This is a genomic window from Trueperaceae bacterium (assembly GCA_002707365.1).
Taxonomy (GTDB): domain Bacteria; phylum Deinococcota; class Deinococci; order Deinococcales; family Trueperaceae; genus UBA6957.
Map to the genome: position 1 here is coordinate 147,673 of PAMQ01000014.1, position 16,823 is coordinate 164,495.

Consider the following 16,823-nt stretch of genomic DNA (forward strand, 5'->3'; position numbering starts at 1 on the left):
AACCATCGTTCGTCTTAGCCTGCGTTAAGCCATCTTTATCCTGCACAAAAAATTCTGAGCAGATAACCATCCAGTAAGTTTATGAGGGAATACTCTATTAAGGAAGTAACGAGGCCATTCATGGAATCCGGCTACTGGACAATATATTTAGCTACGATCGGATTAAAGGCATCTTTTGATTAGCCGAAAGTAGGGAGAGGTAACTTACCTCGATTTGAAAAAACAAAGTATTGAAACTATGATAAGCCAATAGAACTTTGGAGGTTTCTAAGGTGCATATGGATGACGTAATTATTGATCCCGATAAAATTGCGACTTTCCAGCATTCCGGTTACACACTCGTCCCTGGTCTTTTCTGTCGAGATGAAATTAACCATTATCGAGAGCATTTTAAGGCAATTAATCTATCTCTACGAGCGGAAGAGACGTCAACCGTTCAGGGGGTTGAATTTGATGCTGACTCAATGCAGAAGAGGCCGATAGAAAAAATAATCCAAAATAACGCCGAACGATCTTATCGAACCTTACATGATGGCGACCCTTTGGCGGTTTTTCCCCGAATAATGCAGCCGCATCGATATGACCAGCTGAGTCTCTCTTGGCTCCTCGATCAACGTATACGTACCTGGCTAAAAGCCTTGTTAGGGCGAGATCCCTATGCTGTGCAAACCATGTACTACTTCAAACCGCCAGGGGCCCGTGGTCAGGCCTTGCATCAGGACCAATACTATCTTCAGGTTCAACCTGGTACCTGCGTTGCAGCCTGGATGGCGGTTGATCATAGTGACACCGAGAATGGGTGTTTGCAGGTGGTTCCCGGAAGCCAAGATCTACCCGTACTATGTACCGAGAAAGCATCCCTTGAAGAGAGTTTTATAGATACTACCGTTCCTTTGCCAGATGGAATGACTTCAGAGCCCATAATCATGAACCCGGGAGATGTACTCTTCTTCAATGGCCAAATTATCCACGGCAGCCTTCCTAATACCAGTGACGTTTGTTTTAGACAGTCTTTAATAGGACATTACATTGTCGGTGAAGCCAGGAAGGTGGCTGAACACTACTTTCCTGTACTTGACATGGACGGTCAAGAAGTGAACCTTGACGTTAGTGAAGGAGGAGGACCATGCGGAGTATGGGTGGGTGAAGAAGGGAGTCCACGTATCACAATGAAGTCAGGGACAACCCTTTAATTGCCAGATTGTCGAAACAGCGTTTGAAAATACTTGTCAAATAATCTTGTGGTTGAGTTAATCGTTAACAGTTGGTAAGTGATTCCTCAGAGCAGAACTTGTTTGCCTAAAGACCCACAAAAATACCATCCCTTTGTGATTGGGAATTTATTCCCGACAACGCGATTATTGTCCCCTCACCGTTTCTCAGGTTTCTTAATTTCGCATATTTTGAGAGTGGTGGGGCTTTCACAGATCCATAAAAACTACTAGGGTGTACAACTGCATCGTTGAGACTAATCATTTGCATGATTTGCTCCTCGCTACTCGGGATCTATCAACCAGTGTATGGAGGCGTTTCGGTGCCGTAATCAAAAAATAAACTTAACGGGCATATGTTTAATTCTCATTTAATCAAACGATCTACCCGTAGTGTTGACGGTGCGTTAAGCTCAAGCGTTGCTATTCTAAACAAGTTTTTCCGAATCCAGCTTTGAGTTCAGAAAGGGCCTGAATAGGAATCCTGATACTGTTAATCCCCTCAGTGCCTTCGAGTGTCATTAGAACATCTTTGTGAGCAGTTAATAGGTCGTTAATAAGTTCATCGCTCCCAATCACAGCAAAATCTATGATGTCACTAGAAAAAGCATAAGTTGGATGAAAAGTTTTCGCTATTTCGTTTGAAAATTCGAAAATAATTTTTCCCGCCCTTGCCCCTTGTTGCCAGTAATTCCAGATCTGGTTTAAGTTTTCGTTTCGACGTGAAATAGACAGCAACACCCCATCTCTATTTGTCCAATAAAGGTGAGCTAGTTTCGTCGTGTAACTCATTTGAAGAATAATTGCGTTGTTCAGTTGATCGAAGAATACCGCTGATTGTCCACACATTACCCAAGCTTCAAATGGGTTTGCCTTGTGTTTTACAGGACTGATTAAGAGTCCGTTGACGAATTTCATATCTGCAAATTCGAATGCCAGTGGGCTCTGCTGGTTATCCGGGTAACTCCTACGGACACCCAGTCGAATCTGTGCGTAGCTAGCGCTCAGAACCGTCAACGCAAGGAGGATTAGTAGGCTCTTGTGGAAACCTCTTTGCATAACCTTTAAATACCAAACAACATGTCCATGTTTGTTGTTGCGTCCTTCCATTGAACTTAATAATTTTAGCGCAATCAATTCATAGATTTGTTGGTTTAACCTACACACGAGGTAGGATGTTTACCAATCTGGGGATGCGGTTCAGAACTTTGAAGAGTATTTCTTAAAAGACCAAAGGAGTTGTTAATGAATCAAGATTTACGAACCTACCTTGTGATCGACGATAGCTTGGTAAGTGAGCGGCATAATGTCCATCTTGAACTCGGTAGAGTCGAGAAGAGCAACAGTAATCCTCTTTTTGTTGAGGAATTCTTTGGTGATCCGCCCAAGCGGTGGGAAGCGCGGTATGACAACCTTTATCCCAACGTAGTTTACGATCAAAATAAGGGGTCATTTAAGCTTTGGTACAACGCTTTTATACGTGCAGGACAGAGTGAAGAAACCCCTTTAGATAAACGACCCCACAACGCATATCATGGTGGGAAAACAGAGGATGGGGTGATGTATGCGTCTTCTGAAGATGGCTTGACTTGGGTTAAGCCTGATCTCGGGCTCATAGAGTTTGATGGCTCTACAGCTAACAATATTGTAATGACTACAGGAACGCACGGTGCCCATGGCACAGGAGTCCTAGAAGATCTTTTAGATCCCGATGCTTCCCGGAGGTTTAAGGCTCTGTTTAAGAACCCTGTCTCTCGGCGAATGGAAGTAGCCTTCTCGGCTGATGGTTTGCAATGGTCTGAATCGGTCCCCTGGGCTGAGTATAGCGCTGTGGGCGATACTCATAACAACGCCATTAGAGATGCTACCGGCCGTTACGTAGCTGTCACCCGTGGCTGGACAGGCGACGAGGTAGATAATGGGATTCGCACTGCCATGAGGACTGAGAGTCTCGATTTTGTTAACTGGACCGATCCTGAGGTGATTATGCAAGGCCGGGGTCTTCACGACCAAATTTATTCAATGCCTATATTTCAGATTGGCCCAACGTACCTGGGTTTACCAGCCATCTTCCATAAGGGTGATCCTGAAGCTGATGATTGGGACACAGTTGACACTGAACTGGCTTGGAGTCAGGATTCGATCGACTGGAACCGTATAGCTGAAGGAGAACCATTTATTCCGAGGGGCGAGGGGAAATATCCTAATGGTGCCTACGATTGTGGTTGTGTTTACGCTGCAGCACCTGTTCTAGTTGGCGACACCCACTACCTTTATTACGGCGGCAGTAATGGTCAACATAATAACTTTCGGGAAGGAAACCTTAGCCTTGCCACGATTCCCCGCAATAGATTTGCTGGCTACGTTGCGGGTGGGGTTGATGGGCAATTGACTACGACTCCCTTAATTTGGGGTGTAGGGGGAGTTACCATCAATGCCATTGTCGGAGCTGGTGGCGTGATTCGGGCTGCTGTTATTGATGAAATCGGATCCGAACTGGAGGGTTTCGGTTTCGAGGATTGCGAACCAATTAGCCAAGATTCCTTAGAGTCCCCATTACTGTGGCAACAAAACACTGCACAACTTGCTGGTCGTTCCTTAAGTCTTAAGTTTGAGTTTCGAGAAGCCACGATCTATGATTTTACCGGTCCGTTCGACTTGGCAGATCATTAACTGTTAAAAGAATGATCGGGTCGAAAGAGAATTGGAATTACTGGTCCTTTTACGTAAAACCAGGTTGCATGTTACGTTTTTATCAGTCGATTAATATATTAGGCAGAGACGCTGATTAGGTTGCAAAGCAACCACTTTGTAAGGAATGGTCGAAGAGTATAAACACGATGATTTAGCTATGGACGTTTAGAGCGTATAGTTTTCGTGGATGCTTCCTGGCTGTAGGGTTGGTTAAGCTGGTGAAAAGGAGAGGCAAATATGGATAAATCTCTTGACGCGTTGCTCCTAAAATTTGTTAATAAGGTTAGTTCTGGGGAACCACTAGTTTCACCACGAGCGGGTGACTCATAATGGACGCGTGGCTTGGAGATATTGTAGGGCAATTACCACTTACCGCCCTCTTCCCAATAATCGCTGTTTCACTTGTCATCCTTGTCAAGGGTGCCGATATTCTAGCTGATCAAGCTGTTTCCCTAGCTGTAAAATGGGGAGTACCCACGATACTGATCGGGGCCACAATAGTTAGTTTAGCCACAACTCTGCCTGAAGCAGCAGTAAGCGTGTTTGCTGCCATACAAGGATCCCCAGGACTGGCACTAGGCAACGCCGTTGGTTCGATAATCGCCGACACTGGTTTGATACTGGGACTCGCTATTCTTGTAGGTGCCGTACCGGTTGATAAGGCACTAGTGAACCGTCAGAGTTGGATTCAGGTAGCGAGCGTCATCTTACTAGTTGTTGTTTGCATCCCTTTCCTATCGCTGAATAAGATTTTCTCCGTCGGAGGTCAACTCCCACAAATTGTCGGTATTGGGTTTCTAGTGTTACTCGGCTTATATTTTTGGCGTTCTATAACTTGGTCTAAAGCCACTTCGGATGGCGGGGCCGATAGTTCGGCTGTTCCGTCCGATCCAAGTAACGGTACTACTTTTATGGGGTTAGCCCTGATTTTAGGAGCGGCCATGGTCCTAATAGGTTCTCAGATCCTAATTCCAACGGTAGAGGAGACTGCTCTTCGCCTCCATATACCTGAGGCGATTATTGCTGCGACACTAGTAGCATTTGGCACGTCTTTACCTGAATTAGTAACCGCAATAACCGCTGTTAGGAAAGGCCATGGGGAACTTGCTCTTGGTAACGTCCTTGGCGCAGATGTACTCAATGTTCTTTTCGTAAGTGGAGCAGCAGCCGCAGTGACACGTGGAGGCCTGGAGGTTCCACCCGAATTCTTTTATCTCTTTTTCCCTTCAATGCTCTTAGTGGTAGCTGTACTCCGGATAGGGATTAGCCGTACGTCCTTAGTCTTTAGTAAGAGTTTCGGAGTTGTACTTGTTGCCGCTTACCTAGTTACTGTAGTTATGGGGTATTTGGTGCCCGGGTCAATATAATGACGGTGGTTAGCTAGAAAATCCAAGTGTGCCTATGGCCTCGTGTGGAGTTTTATCCTAAACACCTAGGGCGGTTCACTCAAGATTATTGCCCGGTTGATTATTCCAAGAAATTGATTCATATTTACCGTCGTAATGGGGGATCAGATGTTTAGTGATTGATTGAGTGTTTTGGACCCACGATTGCCAGGTCGGATCTTCGAGAGATTTTACTACCAAAGCCTTTACGTCGTTCGGTAATTCATTATAAGCCGGCCAATACCAGATTGTGAGAACCGTTCGCCAAGCATCACTATTATTGCCATGGGCAGAGTGAAGCAGCCGTGAATCACCCATTACAACGTCACCAGCCTGAACGGGTACGTCAATCTCTCCCTCAGCTTTGCGCATGGCAGGATGCTGCATGTCCTCGGCTCGGCCGATGGCATCGTCTTGATGGGCTTTACGTGGTATGTCGTGTATAGAGTGCCGTTGTCTATGAGAACCCGGGATGACACGCAAACAACCGTTTTCGGGAGTAGTGTCAACAAGATAGTACATGAGGAAGAATTGCTGTGGTTGGCCGGTGAGTGAAATTGGGTGGTCCCAAAGTACGCCATCCTGATGCCAGTAAAGCTGTGGGCTTTTTGGTGGTTTGCTGATAACGAATCCACTCCACACCTTAGGTTGATCAAAACCTAGGCTTGCAAGGGAATTCATGGCTCCGTCGTTAGCTATGAGTTCAGCGAAAGCTGTGTGGGGGTATTTCCAGTAAGGAATGATGCATCCTTGAGACCGATGACGTTCGAAATGATCAGGATTATCAAGGCGCTGTTTTTCTATCGTCCATTCACTCATCGCATTTAGGTTAGCTACTGTCTCGGCATCCAACACCTGATTGAACACGCAAAAGCCATCACGAGTAAGCTGTTCCCGCTTTTTTGGGTCCTTAATCGCCATAGCATCACTATAAATCATTTTTTGAGCGATTCTGTTTACGGATTTTCCCAAAATTCGGAAAGACAGTGACTGGGTAACTGCTGAACCTTAGGGATTGGACTGGTGGTGTGGGGCGAGTGGTGATCTTCCTTAAAGAATCATTCGGTATCGGGTGCCCAGATGCAATTTTCGCGTGCCTTGAGGAATCCGTCGTTTGTTGGTTGAATTCGCCATACTTCAACCTCCTTAAGGATCGTTGTAGTTCCGTATGTATATGCATAGAAGCCTTGTGCGTCACAGTAATCATCGTGTGCTCCCACTACGGACTGACGGTCATTAACGAACACCTCGACGAGATACTTATCAATATAAATACGAATTTCTACATCTTCTGCTTCAGGTAGATCGCAGACAGCAAAAGGTGCATCTGTTGTTCCAACCCGAATCGTTCCCGTTTCCGGTCTAATCATGATTGGAAAGCCTTCAAGATCGTCGTTAGCAAACAACATTAGCCCGAAGCGTTTTCGTGTAGCCTGCTCCCGTGAAACTCGGACCCTGATTTCGAAGGCATCGCCATTGAGGTCCATAAGGTGTTTTTTCATAGAGGCGTTGTGCGAAGGTTGTGGGGGAGCAACAGCGATTTCGCTGAGGTTCTTTTTGTCGTGACGGAGCGCCTCAAGTTCACGTAAAGGTCTAATTCTTAAACTCCCGTCATCTCCGAGGCTTAATTCTCTAGGTAAGGACATTATGGTCCGGTTATATATCTCTTCATTGATGGTGGCTAACCACGCCCACATTACTCGACGACCGTCCGTGGTGAGTACACTCTCAGGTGCGAAAAAATCGCGGTAGACAGTTTTAAATAGAGACTCTTCAGGTCGCCGCCAGTTCATGCGACCGTGACTTTCTGGCACAAATTGTTCAGCCTCATTATCCCAGTCGCCTAAGTAATAGCGGCAACCGAACGAATGGCTTATGCATAGCAACATCCATTTGTTTCCCAGGGGGAAGAAGTTTGGGCAAGAAATGTCCTCCCCGATAGCAGTGTCTGGTGTTTCGTGACGCATAAAGTCCCCAACGTAAGTCCAGTTGGTCAGGTCTAACGACTTTACGAGTGGTTGATTACCACCACCACCAAATGCGTAATAGGTATCCCCGACAATGAAACAGTCTGGGTCCCACTGCCTTTGGTCATCGCTTTTGTCATACTGAACAGGATAGGGTTTCTCCCAGGCTGTAAGGGTTTTGTCTTTAGCAATTGCAATTTGATTACTTCCCGATTTTTGACCGTGGTAAATCGCTGCGGGTAGACCTTCTTTCGTGATAAAGCCAGTACCGCTGAACATGCCATGTCCAGTAAGGGATGGTTGGAGCTTTGTCTTTTGCCAAGTCCAATTAAGCATGTCTGTACTAGTGACGTGGACAAATGAGTAACTGCGGTTACCTTGCCACATGTGGGACAGGATGTAATGAAGGTGATAAGTACCATCTATGCAGAAGGCTGCGTTCGGATCGCCGGGGGAACTGTCACCACCCGGATGCATAAGATGAAAGTTAAGCGTTGATTCGTCTGTTACTGGGGTGTCACTTGGTTGTCGATCCATGATACGCAAACCTCTCCTGACTAAACCAAAAAGATGCCGTAGCTTTTGGCAGGTACACAGTTTACCTTAGAATTGTGGGGGGAACATCGGTGTGATTATCATCAATCCAACGTGGAGTAACAAGAAAGTTAAATGTATTCCTCATAGGGTTGAGCTTGGATGGACAGTACGTAAAACTGGTACGAGTTTTTAGTTAATCAATTATGCCTGATGGCGTAAGGTTAGTAGGTAGCCCTCCCACCAGAAATATCGAACACGGCCCCAGTAGAGAATGAACAAGCTTCAGATGATAGCCATGCTATTAACTCTGCCACCTCTTTTGGTTGGCCTAGGCGCCCTAGTGGGATCTTAGAGAGCATGTAACTAATGTGCTCTTCTGTCATTTGCGAAAGGATATCCGTTTTAATTACAGCGGGCGTAATGCAATTTACTAAGACGCCACTCTCATGTGTTTCTTTACCTAGGGTTTTGGTTAAGCCGATCACTCCAGCCTTGGAAGCGCTATAAGCTGCTTGATTAGGGTTTCCTTCCTTCCCTGCTATAGACGCGATATTGACGATGCGGCCGTAACCGCGTTCCATCATGCTTGGTAAAACTGTTTTGCAGCATAGAAACGTGCCGGTTAAGTTGACCGCTAGTATTTGGTTCCACTCTTCGAGCGGATATTCCCAAGTAGTGAAATTAGGTCCAGCAACACCAGCACTATTAATATGAATATCTATCGGTCCCAGCTCATGTTCAGTAGTTTCTACGGCATTAAGTACCGAAGTAATGCTGGTGATATCGACTACCGTGGTGTGTACTTTACTGTTGTCATTAAATTCTGATGCTGCTTCCTCCAGACGGACAGCATCGATGTCCCATAACGAGACGGAAGCGCCACCTTCAGCTAGGCGGTGGGCAACCGCTAAACCTATTCCACGTGCCGCCCCAGTGACCGTTGCAGTTCTACCTTGGAATTCTTGGCTTCCCATTACCAACTTTCCCTTCCTTCGCAACTGTGTTAGAAAAAATAGCGGAACACCCTATTCTATTTCCCTCTCGTCCCTCACGCAAGGTTTGCGTTCCAGATGGCAAATATATCGATATTTGTCTCGATCTGAAGATCCCGCCGTAGTGGCCATTTGGGTTATTAGCCGCGAGCTGCTTCTAGGGTAACCCAAGAGCAAGAACGCTTACGGCTGGTCTTACAGCCTCAACGGCAATCAATAAACTCATTAGTAGTATGAATTATCTGATGACTCGTCCTAAGGTACTATGCGTGGTCTAGACAGCTTTCCGACAGCTTCTAAAGGCAAGGGGGCAAAACATGAAACGGTATTCGATGGCGGAAGTATTCTCGGTTCCGGCGTTCTCTAAACCACGCGCTTTGCATCAAATTTGGCTGAAGGATGTAGGGTTTGATGAAGCTCCCAAATACTCGGAGCGCATGGGCCTGGTCGAATTGGCCGACTTCCTGGAAGTGGCCGCAGCCCGGCTGGATTACGTAAAGATCGTTACCACCCAAGTTCTGTTCAGCCCCGCGGATTGGTTAAAGCGCAAGATCAAGACTTACCAACGCTTCGGCATTGAACCCTATCTGGACCACACCTACTTCATGCGCGCCTATCGACAGGGTGTTGTTGAAAAGGCCATTGTGGCCGGAAGCGAATTAGGGTTCAGGACTATAGAGTTCATGAATACGGGGACTGATGTAGGGACGGAGCAGTGGCGGGCCTGGAGACAACTAGCTCTCGATAACGACATGCGCATCATCTTTGAGTACCACCCTCCTCGAAATTGGGACCCCAACCAACCCGCATGCGCTTCGTCCTCACAAGAAATCCTGAAGGCTGCGGAGCCATTTCTTGAGGCTGGCTCATTCGCGGTCATGTTAGACCACGAGGAGTTCGATTTGCAGGGCGATCGAGCGGTCGACGAGATCGGAATGGTGATAGAAGCTTTAGGCCTGGAAACCCTCGTGTTCGAGGTCACGTCGCCCAAAGAAGGACCAAAAAATAAATTGCAACGAAATCTCGAAAGTTACTTCAAGATGTTTGGTCCCGAACTGAACGTGGCCAACATCATGCCGAGCCAAGCGATGTTTGTTGAGTCTATTCGTGAATCAGCATCAAACACTTAAACAATAATAAAAAACGTTAGTTAATGGTCCTTAATCCGAATGTTTATTCCGTGGTCAAGCCGAAGGAGCGTCAACTAGCTTCCTAACTTCATCTTCCCAGCTGCCTGCCACGCGGACGCCAAACTCTTTCTCCCCGCCCGTAGAATCAGTACCGGTAAGGTGCACTAGATCCTTAGGAAAAAATTTAGGAAACGGTGTTGGTACGTAATCAGTATTCAAAAAATGGTACGCCAAGCCAGCTCGTTCCTTGTCGGAGTTGTTACGTCTAGTTGAATGGGCAATCCCGAAATTAAAAAACACGACGCCACCTGCAGCGAGTGGGATAGGTACTGCCAGAGAATCGTCTACTTCAGTGTGTAGATGATGATTGCTCCCAGGGTCGCGCCCATGCTCAAGCACCATCTGATGAGAATTAGGAACTACATGCAGTGTACCGTTCGCAATCGTTGCGTCATGCATAGCTACCCACATGGCTGTTCCTTTAGTGGGGTCAGCAACTTGAAAATAGCCGTTATCCTGATGCCAATCAGTGCCCGTACCACTATGACCCGGTTTCAAGAAGATTTGGTCAAGAACCCTGACGACAGGATCCCCAATCAGTTGATTCACAGTTTCGAGAACTAGGTCATGGAACGGAAGGGAACGAAAAAGATGACTTTTGTCCTTCAGAGGGATTATCTGATAGTTAACATCTACATCGGAAGGTGTTGTACCGTCACCTTCCGTAGCTACATTGTGCCCCAAACCTTCTCTTTTAAAGCGCTCCAGTTCATGAAGCATTGCTCTAATCTCGTCATTATTGAAAAAATTTTCCACGGGCACGTAACCGTAATTGCGAAAGTGCTCTACTTGTTGCGTCGTAAGCATAAATGCCTCCGTAAAAACGATTCGTTCCAAAACATATCACTTTGTAGCACTATCCTAGTTACAAACCCCTTAAAGGGGCTGTTCTGGTCACGTGGTTTGATATACTTCTCTTCAATTATGGACAGCTTGAATGAACCGTATTTAGTAACCGAAGATCACGTAAAGCGTTTCCAAAAAAATGGTTACATCAAACTGAAGGAAGTGCTTTCGCCCAAAATCATTCGAGAATATGGTTCGGCAATTACTGACATGGTAAGAAAGCTCAACACCCAGAATCTTGATCTCAATGAGCGCAGTACTTACGGTAAGGCTTTTCTCCAAATCGGGAACATCTGGACTAAGAGCAAACAAGTCGCTGAGTTGGTACTTTCACAAAGACTAGGTCGCATTGCTGCAGAGCTCCTAAAAGTAGAGGGTGTGCGGTTGTACCATGATCAGGCTCTCTTTAAGGAGCCTGGAGGAGGTTTCACTCCGTGGCATGCTGATCAGCATTACTGGCCATTAAGTAATCCTAATTCAGTAACCGCTTGGATTCCGCTGCAGGCCATACCAATCAACATGGGACCACTTTCGTTTTGCATTGGTAGTCATCATCTACTCACCAACCGTGACATGGAAATTTCCGATGAAAGTGAGATTGCAATTGGGCGATCCCTTCGGGATTACGAAAAGGATGAGGGAGAATTTGATCTTGGTGAAGTGTCATTCCATCGTGGTTGGACTTTCCATCGGGCAGGGCCTAACAATACCAACCAAATGCGAGGCGTAATGACGATCATTTACTTTGAGGATGGAATGCGGTTGGCGCAACCGGTACGGGAGGCCCAGCACAATGATTGGGCAAAATATCTTCCTGGCGCAGAAGTAGGTAAACCTATTGATACTCCTCTTAACCCAGTGATCTACAGCCACAGAACGTAACTGCCGAACAAAAATCGCAAGCACAACTTGTGAGTTGTTCCGCTGTTAATGAAGCCAAGTGCAGTTGACCACAACGACGACGCCTATTGTTTCGTGAGTAACTGTACTGAGGTAGACTGGGTACTGCATTACCGCTAAAGGAGACCTAAACCGCCTAAGGTCGGTAAACAGTAACCATGACCCAACTTCACTGGACTATTAACAACACGGCTTCTCACCAAAAATGGGACTATGAAAAAGAACTAACTACCCCTCTGGCGCGAGCCCTCTCTTCCAAACCAGTAAGCAGCAGCGCAGATCATAAGTTCCACCGTTACTTAATGCTCCCAAATTACTGGGCTGATTGGTACCCTCGGAACGCCTTCCCAATGGGGAGTGTCACAGCAAATCGGACACGAAGAGATGACGGTGAATGGTCCTACAAAGTAATGCATTCCAATGATCAAAGTGGTGAACATCTGAATCTAAACTTTGCTTGTAAGGATGAACCACTCCGACCCCTTATATCTCCTTGGAATATTCGAACAAGCAACTCAGCAGATAGTAGTTACTCGGGCATAGACTGGACGGCGCAGTGTCAGAACGCCGAGGGTAAACTTAACGTTCAATTAACGACAGCCAACGGAATGTCTTTTGTGTCGGGAGTTTGCAATCCCCAAAACCCAACTGGTTTTTGGGCCCTCCTAGACATCCTTCCTGCTCTCGCGGGAGACACCGTAGATGACTTGTGTGTCCTAGAGGATCTCCAGATTCCAAAACTTAATTGCCGAATCCGGCCGCTTGAAAAGTGGACTTTCGAGCTACAAGGAGGACATCACCAACTATTTGGCTACTCCCTTCAAGGCGAGGGGTTACCACCAACTTACTGGTGGGTTACTGAGACCGGAGATGTTGCTTTGATTGCCATGACTTTCTCCACCTACGTGCTTGTTGAACGGGATGGGTGAGGAAAGTGCGGGAATCACCAAATGTCCTTTTCATAAGTACTGACCAGCAAACCTGGGACGCAGTATCAGCTTATGGCAATCCTCACGTTAATACTCCCAACATCGACCGACTTGTGGAGCATGGAGTGTCTTTCATGCGGAGTTACTGCACTGATCCGGTTTGTGCCGCTGCTCGAGCCAGTTGGATGACCGGACTATACACCTCTGAAAATGGCGTCCCTTTTAACGGTGGGCTTATGCACGATGATATTCCTGATTTGGGCCAAATACTTGAGCAGGATGGGATTCCGGCCTACCATGCAGGTAAATGGCATGTTGATGGACGGGAAGTACGCACTAGCTTCAGGAATCTTTACCAAGGTAAGACAGACATTGGTGCCAGTGGCGGCGAGTTTCATGATCGCGTGACAGTAAGAGCAGCAGTGGATTTTCTTGATCACCATCAGGGCGGCGAACCGTTTTATCTTCAGGTGCACCTAGTTAATCCGCACGAAATTTGCGAATACGGTCACAACCATGCATTCAAGATTATTCCCGGTCCTATAGAGCAAGATATTGTTGAAGAGGCTGAACTGCCACCCCTCCCACCAAACTTTGTTTACGATAATCGAGAAACCGTAGTCCAGCAGGTGTTTAGGCGAGGGGAAAGACCCTTAATTCACGCTGATAACAAGAACGGTATGAAGAACTGGACTGAAGAACAGTGGCGTTTCATGTCGTGGAATCTCTACCGATACGTTGAAGACGCCGATCAGAATATTGGCGTGATTCTGAATGCATTAGAAGCAAGTCGTCATTTCGAGAACACCCTGGTAGTCCTGTGTGGAGATCATGGCGAGGCAGCTGGTCGACATCACACCTTCCAGAAGTTCGCTTTGTACGAGGAAAGCATTCGCGTACCCACAATTATTGCGAGTCTGGGTGACAACCTTAAGGTCAATAAAGGGACTTTCGATAGGGATCATTTTGTATCCGGCGTTGATATCCTCCCTACTTTCCTTGATTACCTAGAAGTCAAGGCACCAAGCAACCTTCAGGGTAAGAGCCTCCGTCCTTTAGTGGAAGGGCGCGCTGTAGAATGGCCTGATTACGCCTATATAGAGAGTAACTACTGGGCAAGGGCTCTCCTCACGGATTCCTACAAATACGTGACGGAATACCGTCCGAAAAAAGTAGAGGATTACCTACCACAGGGGCCTGATCCCGACTCGCTAGGGCACGAACAACTCTTTGATCTTCATGAGGATCCCTGGGAGACCAAAAATCTTGCTTTCGAACCCAGCATGTTAAACGTACTGCAAGATTTTAGGACCCGACTTTTTGAACACGAACGCAACCTTCATAGACGTCCCCTGCGGGAGGGTGGTCCCCGTAAAGTAGTTGATGCTTGGGGCGACGCTCTGCGTTCACGGTGGCAGCAGGTAGATAGTTAAACAAAACCTTATGCCTGTTGAGGGACCCATAAAGAGTGATCGAATCCCTGCCAGCCCAATTTTATTGCGTGAGCTAGGTGCACAGCTTTCCTATCGTTAGTCTCTTCAATACGATCAATGATGTAGCCCTGCAACTGGCGTAACGTGTCCTTGTGTGCTGCTGAGTTGATTAAGTTGTTAGTCTCGAACGGATCATCTTCAAGATCGTAAAGTTCATCACCATCGAACAGCGCAGCCACATACTTAAAGCGATCAGTAATGCAAATACGTTGGGTGAGTTCCACAACATGACCATGGTGCTGGCAAATAACATGGTCCGGCCATGCAGCAGAAGCAGGTTCCTGGCATAACGTCAGGAGACTACGACTATGCATCTCTTCAGGCACTGTTATGCCCGCCGCATCAAGCATGGTTGCTGTTACATCTAGATTACTGATGGGTTGGCTATTACTCTGATCCGGGTTTATCGCTTCGGGCCACCTAACAGCTAATGGCACTCGTGCGACTTCCTCAATATAAGTAGTGGCCTTGTCCCACATTCCCCCATGGCTGGCTAGTGCATCCCCATGATCAGCGCACCAAATAACGAGAGTATTATCTTCCTGACCACTCTCACGGAGCGTATCGAGAATCGTCCCTACAGCCGCGTCCGTCTGGTAGCCCTGTCCGTACGCGCGCCCAAGAATAGTTTGCCAAGTTGACCATTCCGGCCATTCATGTGAACTACGGTGGTTGATATCCCTATGGAACGCGTATCGTAAAGGTCTACCCTCAAGGTCATCATTAAAAGTGGGGTACTCCGGAATGGTAGAAGGGTCTACCATTGAGGCGTAAGGTTCGCTCGGGTAATACGGTTGGTGTGGTCCCCAAAAACTCGCGACTAAACTCCAGGGCTGCTGATCATCCGACAGTTCACGAAGTTTTTCTGATGCTAAGTGGGCCACGAACTGCTCCTCATGAGCTTCTGGGGGTCCCTGAAGCACCCCGCTACCGTTCATAAAAGCCCAAGGAGAAGGATCATGAAGAGTGATTGTTTTGTCATTCCACTCGGGTCGGTTCAGATGGTAATCGATGTGTGCTCTAGCTTCACCGAAACCACGTTCTTCTGCGTAAGTCTTATAAGCTTCCGACATGTAAATTTTTCCGTAATCCGGCAGACTCCACCCTTCGATCCCGTAATCAGTGGGTAACCGTTCATGACCACAATGCCATTTGCCAACGTACGCATTGCGATAACCAGCATTTGACAAGTGATGACTGTAAAGCTCTTGACTCAAATCTATGTCACGTTTTCCTGGTCTCTCAGTGTTGAACAGTAGGCCGTGATGACTTGGGTAGAGTCCAGTCATCATGCTGGTCCGAGCAGGTGTGCAGATGGGAGCTACACAGTAAGCACGATCAAACTTTACGCCCTCCTGGCAGAAGGAATCGAACCGTGGCAACCTGTAATCGAACTCCCCAGGTCGATGGTGCCCATAATAAGCTTGATGATCCGTCAAGATGAAAAGGATGTTCGGCTGTTTAGACATAAATTTTACCCGTCCTTACTACTCGCTAGCGTGACTAAAACAATACCCTTAAAGAACTCTGTTCATTGTTCTTTAAACCTAACGCCACTGACAAGAATAAAATTCGTTAACTCCTTAACGGTTTTTTCCGCACTCACTGTAATTGGCTAGTTGTTTAGCCAAAGGTAAGCATCAACTTTCCAGCAACTTCTTCCCACCAACTCATTACTGCGTAAAGGAGCGACCGGAAGGAGTTAGTGGTCGACCTTATTGGTAGAGTATTGGTGTTTGGGGGACGTCGGTTATGGATTACGCGCCTTTGGATGAAATTCGGAAGTCACTCAAGGTTAAGTGGCATCGAATTCCGGTTCCTCGTGAGAAGCTTCTTGAGCTTTCGAAGCGTAGTGATGCTCAGGGTTGGTTTCAGGCGGGTGGTTTTTTTGGTTTGTTCCTTCTAACGGGCGTCGTAACTTGGGTGTTTTGGTCTGAGAAGATGTGGCTGTTGTTCGCGTTGTCTTTGTTCGCCCATGGCACGGTGGCCTCATTTTTTGGTGGCGCTGCTTTACATGAGCTAGGTCACGGCACGGTATTTCGTACTAAGTGGTTGAACAAGCTGTTCCTCTATTTACTTAGTATCTTTAGTTGGCACGATCCATTCGAATTCAACAGTAGTCACACTTATCATCATCGTTACACGTTGCATCCGGACGGTGATCGCGAGGTCCTTCTGCCTCTCGAACCATCATTCATTTCACCTTTCATGTGGCAACTTTTCACTATTGACCTGTTCTCTCAGCCTGGCAGAATCACTGTTGGTAAGGGTGGTTTGTTGTCAACAATTACCATTACCTTCTTGCGGGCTTTCGGCATAGTGGGTTCCTCTGAAAGCCCTGCGAACGAATGGATAAAAGCCCTTCATGATGATCAACCTGATCAAACATACAATTGGCGGTTCTGGCCCCGCTTTCATATCCTGTCTCACGGATTAGTGATAGTCGTAGCTATCTTCACTGGCTGGTGGGTCTTACCGTTATTAGTTACGTCTGCTACGCATACCGCCCCATGGTTAGCTTACTTAATTGGTATGACTCAGCATTGTGGCCTCATTGATAACACTAATGATTTTCGTAAATCCGTCCGTTCTATTCGTTTGGATCCTTTTTCGGAGTTCTTGTATTGGCGGATGAATTGGCATACGGAGCATCATATGTATGCGGGGGTTCCTTGTTAT

At 46.9% G+C, this 16,823-nt stretch carries 15 protein-coding genes; 8 read left to right on the top strand and 7 right to left on the bottom strand.

Annotated features, from left to right (window positions below; genetic code table 11):
• The first annotated feature begins 278 nt into the window (after nt 1-278).
• A complete protein-coding gene (locus CMO31_06850) occupies nt 279-1,193 on the top strand; it encodes a phytanoyl-CoA dioxygenase (protein ID MAZ53719.1) in 915 nt (304 codons plus the stop codon).
• 106 nt (nt 1,194-1,299) lie between these two features.
• Here CMO31_06850 and CMO31_06855 read toward each other — a convergent pair whose 3' ends face one another.
• Together CMO31_06855 and CMO31_06860 are read right to left on the bottom strand one after the other, a co-directional pair.
• Nucleotides 1,300-1,482, bottom strand: a complete 183-nt coding sequence (locus CMO31_06855; GenBank protein MAZ53720.1) for a hypothetical protein — start codon at nt 1,480-1,482, stop codon at nt 1,300-1,302.
• A gap of 152 nt (nt 1,483-1,634) precedes the next feature.
• Entirely contained in the window at nt 1,635-2,378 is a 744-nt protein-coding gene (locus CMO31_06860) for a hypothetical protein (protein MAZ53721.1), read from the bottom strand.
• Between the two features lie 78 nt (nt 2,379-2,456).
• Between CMO31_06860 and CMO31_06865 the strand changes: the two genes are divergently transcribed.
• Together CMO31_06865 and CMO31_06870 are read left to right on the top strand one after the other, a co-directional pair.
• Entirely contained in the window at nt 2,457-3,884 is a 1,428-nt protein-coding gene (locus CMO31_06865; protein MAZ53722.1) for a hypothetical protein, read from the top strand.
• Between the two features lie 350 nt (nt 3,885-4,234).
• Entirely contained in the window at nt 4,235-5,272 is a 1,038-nt protein-coding gene (locus CMO31_06870) for a sodium:calcium antiporter (protein ID MAZ53723.1), read from the top strand.
• A 75-nt stretch (nt 5,273-5,347) separates the two neighbouring features.
• Here CMO31_06870 and CMO31_06875 read toward each other — a convergent pair whose 3' ends face one another.
• The 3 genes from CMO31_06875 to CMO31_06885 form a co-directional block, all read right to left on the bottom strand.
• Nucleotides 5,348-6,229 carry a phytanoyl-CoA dioxygenase gene (locus tag CMO31_06875; protein MAZ53724.1) on the bottom strand — a complete coding sequence of 294 codons (882 nt, stop codon included), beginning with the start codon at nt 6,227-6,229 and terminating at the stop codon, nt 5,348-5,350.
• A 119-nt stretch (nt 6,230-6,348) separates the two neighbouring features.
• Complete coding sequence (locus tag CMO31_06880; GenBank protein ID MAZ53725.1) at nt 6,349-7,794, bottom strand: hypothetical protein; 1,446 nt, start codon at nt 7,792-7,794, stop codon at nt 6,349-6,351.
• Between the two features lie 221 nt (nt 7,795-8,015).
• Nucleotides 8,016-8,768: a 3-oxoacyl-ACP reductase gene (locus tag CMO31_06885; protein MAZ53726.1), complete on the bottom strand. Its 753-nt coding sequence runs from the start codon at nt 8,766-8,768 to the stop codon at nt 8,016-8,018.
• Nucleotides 8,769-9,118: 350 nt separating this feature from the next.
• Between CMO31_06885 and CMO31_06890 the strand changes: the two genes are divergently transcribed.
• Complete coding sequence (locus tag CMO31_06890) at nt 9,119-9,916, top strand: hypothetical protein (GenBank protein ID MAZ53727.1); 798 nt, start codon at nt 9,119-9,121, stop codon at nt 9,914-9,916.
• Nucleotides 9,917-9,970: 54 nt separating this feature from the next.
• Here the strand turns inward: CMO31_06890 and CMO31_06895 are convergent, their stop codons facing one another.
• A complete protein-coding gene (locus CMO31_06895) occupies nt 9,971-10,783 on the bottom strand; it encodes a hypothetical protein (GenBank protein MAZ53728.1) in 813 nt (270 codons plus the stop codon).
• 117 nt (nt 10,784-10,900) lie between these two features.
• On the opposite strand from CMO31_06895, the gene CMO31_06900 reads away from it, so the two are divergent.
• The 3 genes from CMO31_06900 to CMO31_06910 all read left to right on the top strand — a co-directional run bounded on the left by CMO31_06900 (nt 10,901) and on the right by CMO31_06910 (nt 14,084).
• Entirely contained in the window at nt 10,901-11,704 is an 804-nt protein-coding gene (locus CMO31_06900; protein MAZ53729.1) for a phytanoyl-CoA dioxygenase, read from the top strand.
• A 176-nt stretch (nt 11,705-11,880) separates the two neighbouring features.
• A complete protein-coding gene (locus CMO31_06905) occupies nt 11,881-12,651 on the top strand; it encodes a hypothetical protein (GenBank protein ID MAZ53730.1) in 771 nt (256 codons plus the stop codon).
• On the top strand, nt 12,648-14,084 hold the full coding sequence (locus CMO31_06910) for a hypothetical protein (protein MAZ53731.1): 1,437 nt from the start codon (nt 12,648-12,650) through the stop codon (nt 14,082-14,084). The genes CMO31_06905 and CMO31_06910 overlap by 4 nt, the downstream gene beginning before the upstream one ends.
• Nucleotides 14,085-14,092: 8 nt before the next feature.
• Here CMO31_06910 and CMO31_06915 read toward each other — a convergent pair whose 3' ends face one another.
• Entirely contained in the window at nt 14,093-15,613 is a 1,521-nt protein-coding gene (locus CMO31_06915) for a hypothetical protein (GenBank protein MAZ53732.1), read from the bottom strand.
• A 283-nt stretch (nt 15,614-15,896) separates the two neighbouring features.
• Between CMO31_06915 and CMO31_06920 the strand changes: the two genes are divergently transcribed.
• Nucleotides 15,897-16,823 (top strand): fatty acid desaturase (locus CMO31_06920; protein MAZ53733.1); only part of this gene is annotated, 927 nt, incomplete at its 3' end.